The organism is Veillonella parvula (assembly GCF_048309325.1).
In the GTDB taxonomy this organism is placed as follows: domain Bacteria; phylum Bacillota; class Negativicutes; order Veillonellales; family Veillonellaceae; genus Veillonella; species Veillonella parvula_T.
Map to the genome: position 1 here is coordinate 1 of NZ_DBFBTX010000001.1, position 16113 is coordinate 16113.

13 protein-coding genes and 1 rRNA gene are annotated in these 16113 nt (G+C 39.2%); 12 read left to right on the top strand and 2 right to left on the bottom strand.

Annotation, left to right across the window (positions count from 1 at the left end; all coding sequences use genetic code 11):
• Window positions 1-31: 31 nt before the first annotated feature.
• From rrf to ACMKPP_RS00040, 8 genes are all read left to right on the top strand, one after another.
• Window positions 32-148 (top strand): 5S ribosomal RNA (gene rrf, locus ACMKPP_RS00005).
• A gap of 769 nt (window positions 149-917) precedes the next feature.
• On the top strand, window positions 918-1778 hold the full coding sequence (locus tag ACMKPP_RS00010; protein WP_418369116.1) for a polysaccharide deacetylase family protein: 861 nt from the start codon (window positions 918-920) through the stop codon (window positions 1776-1778).
• A gap of 8 nt (window positions 1779-1786) precedes the next feature.
• The gene (locus tag ACMKPP_RS00015; RefSeq protein WP_004698458.1) at window positions 1787-2281 is read left to right on the top strand and encodes a MogA/MoaB family molybdenum cofactor biosynthesis protein; all 495 of its coding nucleotides are present in this window, start codon (window positions 1787-1789) and stop codon (window positions 2279-2281) included.
• 219 nt (window positions 2282-2500) lie between these two features.
• On the top strand, window positions 2501-2932 hold the full coding sequence (locus ACMKPP_RS00020; RefSeq protein ID WP_215676134.1) for an RrF2 family transcriptional regulator: 432 nt from the start codon (window positions 2501-2503) through the stop codon (window positions 2930-2932).
• 85 nt (window positions 2933-3017) lie between these two features.
• Window positions 3018-4406 carry a cytochrome ubiquinol oxidase subunit I gene (locus tag ACMKPP_RS00025; RefSeq protein WP_004698499.1) on the top strand — a complete coding sequence of 463 codons (1389 nt, stop codon included), beginning with the start codon at window positions 3018-3020 and terminating at the stop codon, window positions 4404-4406.
• Window positions 4397-5416: a cytochrome d ubiquinol oxidase subunit II gene (gene cydB / locus ACMKPP_RS00030; protein ID WP_418369117.1), complete on the top strand. Its 1020-nt coding sequence runs from the start codon at window positions 4397-4399 to the stop codon at window positions 5414-5416. Before ACMKPP_RS00025 ends, cydB begins: the two co-directional genes overlap by 10 nt.
• Before the next feature lie 200 nt (window positions 5417-5616).
• The gene (cydD, locus tag ACMKPP_RS00035; protein ID WP_418369118.1) at window positions 5617-9204 is read left to right on the top strand and encodes a thiol reductant ABC exporter subunit CydD; all 3588 of its coding nucleotides are present in this window, start codon (window positions 5617-5619) and stop codon (window positions 9202-9204) included.
• 272 nt (window positions 9205-9476) lie between these two features.
• Entirely contained in the window at window positions 9477-10646 is a 1170-nt protein-coding gene (locus ACMKPP_RS00040; protein WP_004695368.1) for a hypothetical protein, read from the top strand.
• Between the two features lie 129 nt (window positions 10647-10775).
• Here ACMKPP_RS00040 and ACMKPP_RS00045 read toward each other — a convergent pair whose 3' ends face one another.
• Together ACMKPP_RS00045 and ACMKPP_RS00050 are read right to left on the bottom strand one after the other, a co-directional pair.
• A complete protein-coding gene (locus ACMKPP_RS00045) occupies window positions 10776-11360 on the bottom strand; it encodes a DUF805 domain-containing protein (RefSeq protein WP_004695370.1) in 585 nt (194 codons plus the stop codon).
• A gap of 21 nt (window positions 11361-11381) precedes the next feature.
• Window positions 11382-12215, bottom strand: a complete 834-nt coding sequence (locus tag ACMKPP_RS00050; RefSeq protein WP_418369119.1) for a pyridoxamine kinase — start codon at window positions 12213-12215, stop codon at window positions 11382-11384.
• 135 nt (window positions 12216-12350) lie between these two features.
• Here ACMKPP_RS00050 and ACMKPP_RS00055 point away from each other — a divergent pair, with 135 nt between their 5' ends.
• The 4 genes from ACMKPP_RS00055 to ACMKPP_RS00070 are packed head-to-tail and all read left to right on the top strand — an operon-like array spanning window position 12351 to window position 16102.
• The gene (locus tag ACMKPP_RS00055) at window positions 12351-13283 is read left to right on the top strand and encodes an ABC transporter permease (RefSeq protein ID WP_418369120.1); all 933 of its coding nucleotides are present in this window, start codon (window positions 12351-12353) and stop codon (window positions 13281-13283) included.
• On the top strand, window positions 13276-14175 hold the full coding sequence (locus ACMKPP_RS00060) for an ABC transporter permease (protein ID WP_418369121.1): 900 nt from the start codon (window positions 13276-13278) through the stop codon (window positions 14173-14175). Before ACMKPP_RS00055 ends, ACMKPP_RS00060 begins: the two co-directional genes overlap by 8 nt.
• On the top strand, window positions 14175-15155 hold the full coding sequence (locus ACMKPP_RS00065; protein ID WP_295815436.1) for an ABC transporter ATP-binding protein: 981 nt from the start codon (window positions 14175-14177) through the stop codon (window positions 15153-15155). The genes ACMKPP_RS00060 and ACMKPP_RS00065 overlap by 1 nt, the downstream gene beginning before the upstream one ends.
• A complete protein-coding gene (locus tag ACMKPP_RS00070) occupies window positions 15155-16102 on the top strand; it encodes an ABC transporter ATP-binding protein (protein WP_308521222.1) in 948 nt (315 codons plus the stop codon). Before ACMKPP_RS00065 ends, ACMKPP_RS00070 begins: the two co-directional genes overlap by 1 nt.
• Window positions 16103-16113 lie beyond the last annotated feature (11 nt).

Sequence of the window (16113 nt, forward strand, 5' to 3'; positions counted from 1 at the left end):
ATGTGGTTTTCAGAGTACAAACTCTGACAGATTCAGTGGCGATGGCTATGAGGATCCACCTGTTCCCATCTCGAACACAGTAGTTAAGCTCATAAACGCCGAAAGTACTTGGCTGGAGACGGCCTGGGAGGATAGGAAGCCGCTGATTAATTAAAGGCACACCTGAGGGTGTGTCTTTTTTTTGTATGGCTTCCTATCCTCCCAGGGGACCTGGTAAGCAGGGCAGTAGAAGATGGAGGAGTGAAACGACGACAGATTCACTGCATCGCTTAGTTCGGAGCGTAAGATGGATATGTAGCGCAGCTACATAGGTCCTTCCACAGCGACGAACACCCCGTATCCTGGAGCAAAGAACCGTACATAAGAACTCGCTGATTAACGAAATAGAGGGTCAACCCTATAAAGGGTTGGCCCTCTATTTTTGTGCTCTAACGAGCACATTCTAATTCCTTCTAGAGCCGTTTTCAGCCAAGGTTGTAGAAGTATTGTCTATGTGTATTGATCAATAGAGACGGCGTGGGAAAAGTAGGGCAGTAGAAGATGGAGGAACAACGTGACGACAGATTCACTGCATCACTTTCTTCCGAACGTAAGATTTACCAAACTGCGAAGCAGAGAAGGGAAACCCACAGTGAGGAAGCAAGTAGGGCAAGCGAAAAGTAATTAGGATTAAACGACGTATGGGGCCCACACATCACCTTTTTCCGAACGTAAGATTTACCAAACTGCGAAGCGGTAAAGGGAAATCCACAGTGAGGAAGCAAGTAGGGCAAGTTAAAGGTAATAAGAATTAAGCGACGACAGATTCATTGCATCAACAGTTTTTATATTAATCTTGTGAGGGATTTTCTTGATAATAGCCACTTATATGTGGTATTCTCATTATGTATGTAAGTCGATGGGAGTGATTATTTTATATGTATAAATATGGCAAGAGCTGTATTAAAAAGTTGTTATATTGTATTGCAATATGTATTGCAATTTTAGCGGTTTCTATTGGAGTTATGTGGGGACTGTCTTCAAATTATAAGTTATATGGTGTACCGGTACTTAATTATCATCAAATAAATGATGAGAAACACTCTGCTTTAACATTGCATGTGGATCAGTTTAAGGAGCAGATGGAATACCTCCATAATCATGGATATCATACGATATCATTGGATCAATTGTATGAGTATTTGCAAAATGGTACGGAGTTACCAGAGAAGCCTATAGTAATAACATTTGATGATGGTTATGTGGATAATTATGAACATGCACTGCCTATATTAAAAGAATATAATATGAAAGCTACTTTGTTCATGATTAGTGACGCTGCCAATACGCCTGGTTTTGTAAATACTGCACAAATGCACCAAATGGAGTCTGCTGGTTTTGACATTCAAGGGCATACAAATCATCATAAGATACTAACTCATATGGATCCTACGGAATTGCCTGATGCCATTCTCGGTGGTAAAACATCTATGGAAGGTATCTTAGGAGAACCTATTAGTTACTTGGCCTATCCTGGTGGTTTTAATGATATGCTCGTTCAATATGTTACTAAACAGTCTGGGTATAAAATGGCTTTCACTGTCCAACCAGGGACAGTAAAGCCAGGGGATAATTTATATGCTCTAAATCGACTAGCTGTATTCCAAGGAGATACACCGTATTTATCTTTTTGGTTGCGCCTACATTGTGCACCGCTTATTAAGTATACATGGGCATTGCGTGATACATTACGCGACAATGGATGGCCGATATTAGCGTCTATTATGCCTTTATTTTAGGAGGAATTATGTCTTACGAAGTTGTAGCAAGACCATTACGTGTTGCAGTATTAACTGTATCTGATACTCGTACATTAGAAACTGATAAAGGAGGCAACAAAGTTCAAGAATTTTTGGAAGCAGCAAATCATATTGTAGCAGATCGCAAAATTGTAATTGATGATTGTGAGTCTATAATAAATGCTATGACTCCATGGTGTAATGATGAGTCTATTGATGTCATTATATCTACTGGGGGAACTGGTATTGCTATGAGAGATGTTACCATCGAGGCTGTAAATAGCTTATATGAAAAGCATATTCCAGGTTTTGGTGAAATCTTTAGATATTTATCCTATACGGAGGATATTGGAACAAAAGCAATGGCATCTCGTGCAGAAGCTGGTGTTAAGAATAACACTTTGATGTTTTCTATTCCTGGCTCTGTTGGGGCCGTCACCTTAGCGATGAGCAAACTCATCATTCCTGAAATGGGCCATTTGGTGCGAGAAATTACAAAATAATATATATGGAGACTGTTCTTTTGAGAGCAGTCTTTTTATATATGATGACAATCAATATTTGATGGATATAAAAGTAGGTAATTGATCCAAAGAATATGAGCATGAGAAGTAAGTGAATTAATTTATCTTGTTTAAAACAATACCATTGCAGTATTGTTTTATTTCATTTATACTAGATTTAGTAATACGTTTGTCCGAGTGCACGAGAAAGGAGACTTTATGAAGTTAAATCAGGCCACGGATTATGCATTTCGCATGGTCTTGCATATGGCGCTATTACCTTCGGGATCGAAGATAACTGGTGCTGTATTGGCTGAGCATGAGTTGATTCCAGAACGCTTTTTGCTCAAGATTATGCGTAGTCTCATTGCAGCAGGAATTATGAAATCTTTCAGAGGGGTAGATGGTGGGTTTGCCCTGAATCGAAGCCCTCAAGAGATCTCGTTGCTTGATGTAATTAGAGCCGTAGAAGGGGATGCGTATTTACAACGTTGTTTATATGATGTAGGTTCTTGCTCTAAGTCTTGTAAGGGGCATTGTGCTATAAATGAAGCAATGGGCGTGATTCAGCATCAATTGGTCAATCAGTTGGAAGCGGTTAATTTTAAGAATCTTGCCCAACGAGAACAGTTGATTATCGCTGAGGCTTGAGCTTTTTTTATAGTCGCAATGATGCAAGGTTTTTTGTAAAAGCTCGTCAAGTGATGTTAGTATTTTATTCTAAGGAGGAAAACACATGTTTGAAGCTGTAGATTTAGCCCGATTGCAATTCGCGCTAACATCTATCTATCACTGGTTATTTGTGCCGTTCACACTAGGTATGACAGTGATTGTTGCTGCTTTAGAGTGGACCTACGTGTCGACTGGTAAAGAAGTATACAAAAAAATGGCTAAGTTCTGGGGCAAATTGTTCCTAATTAACTTTGCTATGGGTGTGGTGACTGGTATTGTTCAGGAATTCCATTTCGGTATGAACTGGGCAGAATATTCTCGTTTTATGGGGGACATTTTCGGCGCTCCATTGGCTCTTGAAGCATTAATGGCATTTTTCTTGGAATCTACATTCATGGGCGTTTGGATTTTCGGTTGGGATCGCTTACATAAATGTGTTCACGCCCTTGTAGCTACATTTGTAGCATTAGGTACAAATCTATCTGCGTTCTGGATTCTTGTAGCAAACTCTTTTATGCAACATCCTGTAGGTTTTGTATTACGCAATGGCCGTGCAGAGATGGAAAATTTCCTGATCATCGTTCAAAATGGCTATGTACCTGGACAATTTTTCCATATTGTATTGAATGGTTTATTAACAGCTGGCGTAATTATTATGGCAGTCAGTGCATGGCACTTATTACGCAATAATGCGACAGAGTTCTACCGTCGCTCTGCTAAATGGGGCATGGTTATCGCTCTAGTATTCGGTACTTTAGGCGCATTAGCTGGTCATCACCAAGGTCAGTACATCACAAAAGTACAACCTATGAAAATGGCTGCTATGGAAGCGTTGTGGGAAACACAAGATCCAGCACCATTCTCTTTAGTAGCTAACATTGATACTAAGGCACAAAAGAATACAAATGCTCTTGAAATTCCTGGTGGTTTATCCTTCTTGACTCAAAACTCCTTTACGTCTGGTAAGGTAGAAGGTATCAAAGACCTTCAAGCAAAAGCGGAGGCTCAATATGGCCCTGGCAACTATATTCCAGATGTTCCAGCAATCTTCTGGACATTCCGTGTCATGGTAGCATCCGGTTCTCTTATGTTACTTGTTGCCTTTGTAGGTCTTATCCTAAATGCAAAAGATAAACTTGTTGAAAACCGCACATTCTTAAAAATTATGTTCTGGATGTTGCCATTGCCATTTATCGCTCACTCCACTGGTTGGTTTGTAGCGGAAGCAGGTCGTCAACCATGGCTTGTATATGGTTTGCAATTGACTGCAGATGGTGCGTCTAAATCCGTAACGGCTCCAGAAATTATGACTACAATCATCGGCTTTACACTTGTGTATATCGTGGCTGCTATCGCGGCTATTTATCTTGCTGTAGAACACATTAAAAAAGGTCCGGATGGCAACCCATCTCATGATGTAGTTGAAAAAGAGGAGGCGAGATTATGGAATTAATTTTTAATAACCTTGAAGTGGTATGGTTTATCTTGATTACTGTACTATTCGCTGGCTTCTTCTTATTAGAAGGTTTTGACTATGGTACTGGTATTTTGTTACCATTCATTGGTAAAACTGATGTTGAACGTCGACAAATGATCAATGCCTTAGGTCCTGTGTGGGATGGTAATGAGGTCTGGATGATTACTGCCGGAGGTGCATTATTCGCATCCTTCCCTCATGTGTATGCTACATTATTTAGTGGATTCTACTTAGCTCTATTCTTGATGCTTGCAGCTCTTATTATTCGTGGTGTATCCTTTGAATTCCGTTCTAAAAGCCCTAATTTGTTATGGCGTAAAACATTCGACTACTGCATCTTCTTTGGTTCCTTGATTCCTGCATTATTGTGGGGTGTTACAGTAGGTAACTTGATTCAAGGTACTCCAATTGATGCAAGTATGACATATGTTGGAACATTCTTTGATTTATTAAGCCCTTACACCATACTTTGTGGTATTGCGTTCATTTTAGTATTTACATACCATGGTGGCCTATTTACTTCTATTAAAACAGCTGGTGCTGTTTCTGAGCGCGCTCGTGCGGCATCCTTGGTAGTAGGTGTTCCTACAGCTATCGGTGCATTGGCATTGGTAGGTGCAACTTACGTGTATACAGATTTGTTTAATTCTGTATTAGCTATAGTTTGCTTTGCATTAGCTATCGTATCCTTCCTCATTTCTTGGGGTGCAGCACGCACTCGAAATACAAAATGGGGTTTCTTATTCAGTTGTTTATCTGTTATTTCTGTAACAGCTGCATACTTTGCAGGTTTGTTCCCTCGCATCATGGTTTCTTCTTTGAATCCTGAGTGGAGCTTGACTATTACTAATGCAGCTAACTCTACTTATACGTTGACTTTGATGACTTGTGTAGCCTTCGTATTTGTGCCAATTATTTTGGTTTACCAATCTTGGGTATATTGGACATTCCGTCATCGTGTAACAGAAAAAGATTTACACTATTAATAGTATAGCTTTACAACTTATGTAAGTTGTAAAAATTAGGTCTTAATGTGAGGCGTGCCGTAGCGGCACGCCTCTTTTTTATGGTAAGATGAATATAATATTGATAAATTTAGATTCACTTGGACTCTTGTAGGCTTAGTAATAGGGATTTAAATTTGTTTGAGTTTATATATTTAAATAGATTTACCGTAGAGGATAGTATGATACAGCGTACCGCATTTAAAGCGCTGCTAGAACATAAAGGACAGCTTGTGCTACTCGGCTTAACCTGTTTAGTAGAAAGTCTGTCCATTGTTGGGCAAGCCTGGTTCTTTGGAACCTTAATAAATAATCTTATATTTTTGGAGCATACACTAGCTGACGAAACGAACACCATTATTTATTTGTTTATTGCTATTATTGTGAGATTGGTGGCTCATTATGTTCAAGAGGCGGTAGCAAATCATTTGGGAAGTGCTGTAAAAGCATCCTTTAGAGAACGCTCTTTGGCGCATATGTTTAAGCTCGGTGTACAGCATAAGGAACGTCATGGCGATGTCATCCATATGCTTACCGATGGTTTAGAACAAGTAGATGCTTACATAGCACGTTACATTCCGCAGATTTTATATGCTATTATGATTCCTCTTATTATGGGGATTGCCATTGTAAATACATTGCCAATAATTGGTATTATTTTGATTGTTACGGTGCCTTTAATTCCATTTTTTATGATCTTGATTGGAAAGCAAGCTGATCGATTAAATAAGGAACAATGGGAACGTATGAGCTTCCTATCGGGGCATTTTTTAGATGTACTACAAGGGATTACTACGCTAAAGCTCTTTGGCTGTGCAAAGGATCAAATCAAGGTTATTGGTCGATTATCTCAAGAGTTTAAAGATTCCACTTTACGCGTGTTGCGCGTAGCCTTTTTATCTGCATTAGTACTTGAATTAGTGAGTACAATTAGTACTGCTCTGATTGCGGTATATTTAGGTCTAACCTTATTAGATGGTGAAGTCACATTCTTTTCAGCCTTCTTTATTTTGTTGTTAGCGCCGGAGTTCTATACTCCATTTAGACAATTGGGGGCAGCTTTCCACACAGGGATGGCAGGAAAAACATCTATTCTGAAGTATGAAAAATTCATGCAGCGTCCACCTTCTTTACCAGTAGGTGGTGAGTCTAAACTTGATAAGCCTATACAGGAAATTGCAATTAAAGATTTAACTTTCACCTATAAAAATAGTGAGAATGGGGTACACCACATTACGCTGCAGGCTGAACGTAATGCACCTATTATGCTCGTTGGTGAAAGCGGAGCTGGTAAATCTACTATGGCCCATATTATTGGAGGGTTTTTACAGGCTCCGAAAGGAACAGTTACTATCGATGGCATTGATATATGTGATTTAGATATCAACTGGTGGCGTCAGCAAATTATCTATGTATCTCAACATCCACATATTATGAAAGGGTCCTTGCGAGAGGTCTTATCCTTTGGTATGGATGTAAGTGATGCAGAGATTCTTGATGCTTGCAAAGAAGTTCAGCTATTAGATGTTATTAATCGAGAACAAGATGGGCTTGATGCGGTTATTGGTGAAGGTGGGTTAGGTCTTAGTGGCGGCGAGCGGCAACGTATTGCTTTAGCTCGTGCATTCCTCCGGAAGGGTCAAGTATTGATTCTTGATGAAGTGACAGCACATCTAGACGTAAAAACAGAAGCCATTATAAGTACAGCTATTCAGCGTTTGATGGAAAATAAGGTTGTCATCATTATTGGGCATCGATTACAAACTATGCATTGGGCATCTAAGCTATATGTCTTGAAAAATGGATTAATTCTTCAAGAAGGTTCTTATCATGACCTACTTGAAGAAGAGGGGTATTTTAAAGACCTTGTTACATCTGGCTTAGGTCAATTTTCAGCAACTCTTGAAGAACCATTGGATATTGGGAAACAATTTGATTCAGAGAATACATTGGTCATAGATAAACCTATCAATGGCACAGAGCATTTTGTTAAATCTGTTAAATATACTGAGGCCTTTAAAGATAATGCAAAAGGTTCTAATATGAGCTTACAAGGTTGGAAGTTGTTGTTTTCTGTATTGAGTCCCGCTAAGTGGTCATTAGTATTGGCCTTGCTATTTACGTTCTTAACAGTGTTCATGAATGTTGGGCTTTTAACAGTATCCTCTTGGCTATTGGCATCTGCCGCATTACAACCAGGGCTCACTTATTTAAGTCTTGCAATCGTAGGGGTTCGGTTCTTCGGTGTTAGTCGTGCTGTATGTCGTTATTTTGAGCGCTATACATCTCATCGCATGGCATTCCAAGGACTCTATGGCTTGCGCTTGTGGTTTTATGCTCATTTGGAACCATTGGCACCTGCTATACTCAAACGGTTTGGGGCGGGTGATATGTTGGGACGCATCATGGGGGATATAGAGGTATTACAATTCTTCTACTTGCGCACTTTGATTCCACCCGTAGCAGCCGTTTTCCTGACTATATTGATTGCATATGGAGTTTCTACAATTGACAATAGTTTGATTATACCTATTCTTTTGTCGGCCTTTGTATTAGGTGTAATAGTACCTTTGGTTGTTTATTTGTATAATAAAGAATCTTTACGTACGATTGGGCCCCAACAAGGCGATTATAAAGCGCTTTTAAGTGATACTATGGATAGTCTGGAAGATGTGATTAGTTATGGCAATGAAGACATGGTATATAAGCGTATTCAGCATATGATGCGCAATGTAGATGCTCAAAAAGGTACTATTGAGCGGGGCATGAATATGGGTAATACACTATTCATAGGCGGCGTTCAGTTAACTGTAGTTATTGTAGCTATTATGGCTTCTAATGTGTTAACAGGCGCTTGGGCTAGTGTTATGGTAGCGGTGGCTGCCATTGGTACACAGGCTTGGTTTGAAGCGTTACAACCTATGATTGCTGCTGTTCATCATGGTGCAGAAAGTAAAGTTGCCACAAGTCGTCTCATGGCTCTCAGTAATGAACCGATATCTATTGTAGAACCTATATCACCAAAATCATTTAATCCTAATGATGATATTATTTTTACAGATGTATCCTTTGGTTATGATGAATTTCGCCATATTTATGAGAATCTCAGACTACATATTCAACAAGGGAAATCCATTGCTATCGTAGGTGCTAGTGGGTCTGGAAAGACGACATTGTTTAATATGCTTGAGAGGTTATATGATTATGGTGGATCCATTCGTATAGGCTCGGTGGAGTTGAAGGATATTTCAATTGATACTTGGCGTAATGCATTGGGGACTATAACTCAAGATACGTATATTTTTAATGCTTCCTTTAAGGATAATATACGCCTTGCAAGGCCAGAAGCTTCTATGGAGGATTTAGAGCTAGCCATTAATCGTGCATCATTGCGATCGGTAGTTGAAAAATTACCAGAAGGTATGAGTACGATTGTAGGGAGTGGAGGGCAAGGTTTGAGTGGTGGTGAACGTCAAAGAGTTGCATTAGCTAGATTGTTCTTGCGCAATCCTAAAATCGTTTTATTAGATGAACCTTTAGAGGGCTTAGATCAAGTCACAAGAAAAGCCTTACATCGTGACTTGATGCATTATGTAGAGGGTAGGACATGTTTATATATTACGCATCAATTGGAAGGTTTAGAACAAATGGACCGGATTTTATTTATGGATAAAGGGCAAATTGTTGAAGATGGAACGTATGAAGAGCTAATGGCGCTTAAAGGTCATTTCTATGAATACTGTTATTTATCTATGGCAAGTATTCAATAAAACTAAATATCATTTAAAGTATCTATTATTAATGCTTAATTATAGATTTGGACAATGTTTAATATTACGTTGCAATTTAAGATCTATTATGAATATTAAATTATAATACGACTAATGTTTAACTACATTAATAAGGCCCCTTTTACTATGCAAAAAGGGGCTTTAATTATATTTATATTTAATAGTATATGTAGTATACTTTTATCGATAAATCATGCAATATATGGTATAATTTTTGTGTTAAGAACTATTATTTCACCCTTGGAGGGGTTATGACTAAAATCTTCACCAAATTACGAGCTTTGGTGGATGAAGCATTATCTGATCGAGATGCGGTGGTGGATAAGGCGCCCGTATTAGAAAAAGCACCTTTAGAACAAGATTTGTTTGACCATCGCTTATTATATATAGAAGAAGATATGGTTAATCGCATGTTGCGTGCCGCTCTTCGTAATCATTGGTTCTTTTATGCTGTAACATTTGAATTTGAACCAAACAATCAAATATTCCTATCCATTATTACAAAATGGGGGAATGTGATTAATGTGGAATTCACCTTAGAGGATTTATGGTTCGATGATTATTCATCATCCTTTGCCATTCGTTTAGATACAAATAATATAGATACAGGTGGGTTTATTTTGAACTCTATTTTACACTTGTTGGGAAACTGGTGTCTAAGTCTCTTCGGTATTTTCTTTAACCCTATTGCATTAGGTGAAAAAGGATCTACTGTACGCTTTGAGAAGAAAGGTATCATTCAGTTTGACTTATTACCTAATACACAAGTGAAGAAATTCATACCCATGCCTGAGCGCCATATTGGTAGTAATGGACCTGTTCTCTTGGGTAACCCGCGTACCAGTCAATCTGTGTTACAGTTGGATTACTATGCATTCCATGATCCTGTAGATACTTTTACAGTACCTGATGTGCCAACTCGTACTAGCTGGCTTCGTTCTATCGATATTGCAGCAGTTCTTTTATTGCCAATAGGTGTATGGATTACATTTATTATCTTGCATCACTACTTACCAACAGAAACATTGGAATTTTCATTCTCTACATACTTTTTAATTTCCTTAGGGATTTTTATCATTTCCTTCTTGGTTATGAATATTCCTCGGTATTTGTACATGTATTTTGATTCTCGCAAACAGTGGCAAAGTGCATTTGTACATAACAATATTAAAATTCAAATGCGTAAACTACACCGACGCATCTTCATGCAACAAGCTACATTGACAGCTGATTGTGATGAGTATACTGCTAATGAAAGCCAAGAGCGAATTAAACACCTTTTGTTGCAAATTCGAGATAAACGATTCCTTGCAAATCGACTTAAAATTGCAGATGATGATAGAGCGCGTAAACAAAAGGTTAAGTTTATTATTGCATATATAGGTTGTACTTTGATTGAGTTGATGTTGTTAATGAACTAATGTTGTAAAAACAGAAGACATAATAAAAACGTATCTCTTTGATATGTACTCTTTTTACTGGTTGTCCAGTAAAGAAGGTATATATTACTTATAGAGATACGTTTTTTATTGTAGGGTGTTAATTTTTAATTATCGCTTTTTGCGTCGCTTACGAACTGTTTTTCGACCTTCTTGTTTTTTATTAGATATAGGAGTCTGTATTGGTTCATAAACTGTCCGATTTACAGTCATAAATGGAGGGTTGCCATATTGATTAGGCTCAGGTTGTCCTGGCAATACCCAGAATAGGAAGCCGATGAGCCATATAAAAAGCTCTAGCATGTAATTGAATGGAGATACGGCAGAGTAGGTATTGATGAAAATCATGATTACCGACCAGAGGATTCCTGCCCATGCATTGAAGCCGATGTCGTGAATACGACGGCCAAATAAGACACAAGATAAAGGAAAGAGGGTTGCCAATAAGAGCCAAATAATGACCCTAGTCAACCAATATGCTGGTAGTGATACAACAAAATCCAAGAATATGTTATCGATGTAGTGGACAATATGAAATAAAATCATTAAAGCGATGAAGCATATGATAAATTGTAGTCGATTTAACCGTCCCGTTAAGTTAAAAATTGATAAACCCATGCGACGTCCTTGGAATGCAATGAGCAAACCGATGGTACATATGAGCAGTGTTCGTAATACAACATAAAGTAAATCCATAAGTTCCCCTTTATTTATAGCTTATAGTTGAGTTAATTCTGGCAAAACTAACTCAAATGCGACTCCATGTTTTAGTGATTGTACTGTATCTAACGTTGCTTGAATCGCGTTGGTAGTAAAATTCATTGCCAGTTCTGCCGCATCATAAGGAGAATATCCCTTCATTACCGCACCAGATAATACAGCAGTAAAAATATCTCCTGTACCTGTAGCTTTTACAGGAACCAGAGGTATAGAGTATGTTTTTAAAAAGTTTGTAGGTCCATCATAGACCGCAATAACAGCATGTGTTTTCGATGGGACGCTGGTCATGATAACCATTTCAGGGCCCATGTGATGCAATTGTTTACATCGCTCACGTAATTCATCTTCGCTAATAGGGTCTGTCGAGAATGGAATATCTAATAAGAAGCAAGCCTCAGTATAATTTGGTTTTACGATGTGGGCCTTTGACACGAGTTGGCGCATAGCAACAACCATATCTGGAGTGTAGATAGAATAAAGGCGACCATCGTCAGCCATTGCAGGATCAACGATAACCATTTGGCCATTATTGGCAAATCGATTGATAGCTTCTTCGACGAGGTGAATTTGTTCTGGTGATGCCAAGAATCCACTTACAATAGCGTGAAAGTCAATTTCGTTTTTATCCCAACAGTTCATAAAGTCTCTCATATGAGCAGATAAATCTACGAATTCATAGTGTGGATACTCTAAGTGATTGCTTAGTACCGCTGTTGCCAAAGGAACCGCCTGACAGCGCATGGCACTGATGATTGGAATCATAACGGTAAGAGCACAGCGTCCGATAGAGCTCATGTCTTGAATTGTTAAAACTCTAGGTACTGCTGTCATAGACACCTCCAAATAAATATATATTTTATTGTACGTTATGTAAGGCTTTCTGTAAATGTAATGATGTTAATCATGAAATTAACTTCATAGTGTAGTATAATAAAACGAATAGACTTTTTATGGAGGAAAGTGACAATGACAAGGTATGTATTTCGACGCCTAGGTGGCGCAATCATAATCTTATGGGTCATCATTACTGTAACGTTTGCACTAATGCATGCGATACCTGGTGGGCCTTTTACAACAGAAAAGAAATTACCGCCTCAGGTGAAAGCAAGTATCGAGGCAAAGTATCATCTCGATGATCCTGTGTGGAAACAATATGGAGACTATTTAGGTGGCGTCATTACAGGTGACTTGGGCCCATCATTTAAGTATGAAGGCCGTAGTGTAAACGATATTATTAGCGATGCATTTCCAATTTCCGCGCAGCTCGGTTTATTATCTTTAATAGTCGCTGTAGTTGGTGGTATTACAGCTGGTGCTATCAGCGCTATGAGACCTAATAGTATTGTGGACTATGCGGTGACTATATTATCTACAATCGGTATATCTGTGCCTACATTTATTATCGGTGCTGTCCTTGTGTACATAGTAGGCTTTGAACTGGGCTGGTTCCCGGTAGCTTTATGGCGTGGCCCATCTTATATGGTGTTGCCTGTGTTAACATTAGCAGCACAACCGATGGCCTTTATTGCTCGTTTAACGCGTAGTGGTTTACTTGATGTGTATCAACAAGAATACATTCGTACAGCTCGTGCAAAAGGTCTAGGTTCTTGGACGATTTTGACTCGTCATGCACTAGGTAATGCGATTTTGCCAGTTATTACGTACTTAGGCCCATTGGCAGCTAGCTTGTTAACGGGTAGCTTTATCGTTGAAACAATTTTTGCGATTCCTGGGTTAGGTCAGTATTTTGTAACATCAATTTATAACCGTGATTATACAGTTATTCTTGGTATTACAATTTTCTATAGTGCTCTTGTAGTATTTCTTAATATTTTGGTGGATATGATCTATCCATTAATCGATCCACGCGTTACAACAGAGGAGGGTTCGAATGAATAAGGAAGACTTTTTACCTATTGAACGGGCCCCTCAAGAAGAGATTACTAGTTTTATAAAGCGTCCTAGTAAATGGGAGAAATTTAAGGTAAATCGTTTGGCCGTAGTCGGGGCGAGCATCATCTTAGTGATGATTGTACTTGCTATCTTAGGGCCACTTATTTCACCTTATACATATGCGGATCAATCTTTAATCGATGCGAACCAAAGTCCAAGCTTTAGTCATTGGTTTGGTACGGATACATTGGGCCGTGATATTTATACGCGTGTTATGTATGGTGCGCGTATTTCCTTAACCATTGGTTTTGTGGCAGCTTTCATCAACCTTGTAATCGGCGTTGCCTATGGCGGTATTGCAGGTTATATGGGTGGTAAAGTAGACCGTATCATGATGGGCATTGTAGATGTTTTGTACGGCATTCCACTTTTACTATATGTTATCTTGTTGATGGTTGTACTTGGACCCGGTCTTATATCTATTTTCGTAGCATTAGGTATTGCGTACTGGCTTAATATGGCTCGTATCGTACGTAGCCAAATTTTGAAAGTTAAAAACGAAGAATACATCATCGCAGCAGAAGCCATGGGTATTCCGAAGCATCGCATTTTATTGCGTCATATTTTGCCAAACTGTGTAGGACCTATCATTATTACTTTAACATTGGCTATTCCAGAGGCAATTTTTACAGAAGCATTCCTTAGTTTTATCGGCTTAGGTGTAAATGCACCTATGGCGAGCTGGGGCGTATTAGCTTCTGAAGGGATTAGTAGCATGCGCTCCTATCCATTCCAATTGATTTTCCCAGCTGTTGCTATTAGTGTTACCATGCTTGGTTTCGCTTTCCTTGGCGATGGCTTACGCAATGTATTAGACCCTAAGGAAGGAGATAGATAATGAATAACGCTATTGTTGATGTGCGTAATGTATCCATTACCATCAATACCTTCCAAGGTCCGTTGCGAGTTATTCGCAATCAAGACATTTCGTTACAGCGTGGTGAGATATTAGGTATTGTAGGTGAATCTGGATGTGGTAAATCCGTTTTAGTTAACTCTTTAATGGGCTTATTGCCATATGGTAAAACTAAAATTAAAGCGGATACATTTATGATTGATGGTCACGATTGTCTTGGATTTACTGAAGATGATTGGAATGAACTTCGTGGTACAACGGTTGCCATGGTGTTCCAAGATCCTATGACCTCTTTGAATCCTATCATGACGATTGGGGAGCAAATGTATGAGGTTATCCATCGTACAAATGCGTATGGTGAAGGTTACGATGAAAGGGCCATTGCCATCGATTTGTTGAAGAAGATGGGCCTATCTACACCGGAACGACGTTTGTCTCAATATCCTCATGAGTTGAGTGGCGGTATGCGTCAACGCGTATGTATCGCTATGGCGGTGGCCGGTCGTCCTAAGATTTTGATTTGTGATGAGCCCACAACAGCTCTTGATATTACTACAGAGGCACAAATTTTGCGCCTTATGCAAACGTTAGCCGTAGAGGCTGGCATTGGTATCATCTTTATTTCTCACAACTTACGTGTTATCGCTCAAATTTGCGATCGTGTTATGGTTATGTACGCAGGTAAATGTGTTGAGTCTGCTACGGTAGATGGTATCTTTAGCGAACCTCGTCATCCATATACATTGGGGCTATTACTAGCATTGCCACAAGGTAAATGGCATGGTGAATTGAAGGCCGTTGAAGGTCAACCTCCTGATTTATTTGACTTACCACGTGGATGCGCTTTTAATCCTCGTTGTAAGTGGGCTATGCGAATTTGTGGTAATCGGGTTCCGATGGTTACAAATGTTGGTGAAAGTCATCAGTTTACATGTTGGTTAGCTAAGTTGGAGGGACTTTAATGAGTTACGTATGGGAGACTGACAATCTCGTTAAAGAGTTCACCCTGTCAGGCGGCTTATTTAAGCCAAAACAAACGGTACACGCTGTACAAGGCGTGAGCCTATATCAATCACCAGGGGAAACCCTTGGTATCGTAGGTGAATCTGGATGTGGTAAATCTACATTTGGTTATACCTTGATGGGATTACATCAAGCTACATCTGGTTCTATTTATATGAATGGTCAATATATCAATCCTTATGTAGATAGAAAGGCTGTACATCCAGTGATGCAAATGGTATTCCAAAATCCTTATGCATCCCTTAATCCACGACTTACAGTTAATGCGATTTTAGAGGAGCCTTTAGAATTGGACCCGAAGTACACACCTCGGGATCGAGTTATTCGCGTAAAAGAGGTGCTTGACCAAGTTGGCTTAAATATGTCTTTTGGTGAGCGTTATGCTCATGAATTATCTGGTGGTCAACGTCAACGTATCGGCATTGCACGGGCTCTTATTATGCAGCCTCAATGTATCATCTGTGATGAGCCGATTTCTGCGTTAGATGTGTCGATTCAAGTACAAATTATGACATTACTTGAACGTTTACAAGAACAGCATGGTATTTCGTACCTCTTTATTTCTCATGATTTAAACATGGTGCGTTACATTAGTCATCGCATGGTTGTTATGTATTTAGGTGCTGTTATGGAAGAAGGTCCTGCATTGGACTTATATGAATTTCCACAACATCCGTATACCCGTGCATTGACGGCCTTAAATGGTCCAGTTATGCCACATGCACCAATTGGGGCACCTCTTAAAGGGGATCCACCAAATCCACTAGAACCGCCAAAAGGCTGTTTGTTTAGTGGTCGATGCCCAGAAGCGGAAGGGCGTTGTTTTACAGAACGTCCACCACTTCGAGACTGGGCTGATCGCCGCATTGCATGCTGGCACATATAATGGGAGAATAG

Bases quoted from the DNA above. Each gene is read 5' to 3' on its own strand.
- ACMKPP_RS00020 (WP_215676134.1), top strand. From the start codon at position 2,501: ATGAAGTTAAATCAGGCCACGGATTATGCATTTCGCATGGTCTTGCAT.
- ACMKPP_RS00070 (WP_308521222.1), top strand. From the start codon at position 15,155: ATGAGTTACGTATGGGAGACTGACAATCTCGTTAAAGAGTTCACCCTG.
- ACMKPP_RS00050 (WP_418369119.1), bottom strand. From the start codon at position 12,215: ATGACAGCAGTACCTAGAGTTTTAACAATTCAAGACATGAGCTCTATC.
- cydB (WP_418369117.1), top strand. From the start codon at position 4,397: ATGGAATTAATTTTTAATAACCTTGAAGTGGTATGGTTTATCTTGATT.
- ACMKPP_RS00010 (WP_418369116.1), top strand. From the start codon at position 918: ATGTATAAATATGGCAAGAGCTGTATTAAAAAGTTGTTATATTGTATT.
- ACMKPP_RS00015 (WP_004698458.1), top strand. From the start codon at position 1,787: ATGTCTTACGAAGTTGTAGCAAGACCATTACGTGTTGCAGTATTAACT.
- ACMKPP_RS00025 (WP_004698499.1), top strand. From the start codon at position 3,018: ATGTTTGAAGCTGTAGATTTAGCCCGATTGCAATTCGCGCTAACATCT.
- ACMKPP_RS00060 (WP_418369121.1), top strand. From the start codon at position 13,276: ATGAATAAGGAAGACTTTTTACCTATTGAACGGGCCCCTCAAGAAGAG.
- ACMKPP_RS00045 (WP_004695370.1), bottom strand. From the start codon at position 11,360: ATGGATTTACTTTATGTTGTATTACGAACACTGCTCATATGTACCATC.
- ACMKPP_RS00065 (WP_295815436.1), top strand. From the start codon at position 14,175: ATGAATAACGCTATTGTTGATGTGCGTAATGTATCCATTACCATCAAT.
- ACMKPP_RS00055 (WP_418369120.1), top strand. From the start codon at position 12,351: ATGACAAGGTATGTATTTCGACGCCTAGGTGGCGCAATCATAATCTTA.
- cydD (WP_418369118.1), top strand. From the start codon at position 5,617: ATGATACAGCGTACCGCATTTAAAGCGCTGCTAGAACATAAAGGACAG.
- ACMKPP_RS00040 (WP_004695368.1), top strand. From the start codon at position 9,477: ATGACTAAAATCTTCACCAAATTACGAGCTTTGGTGGATGAAGCATTA.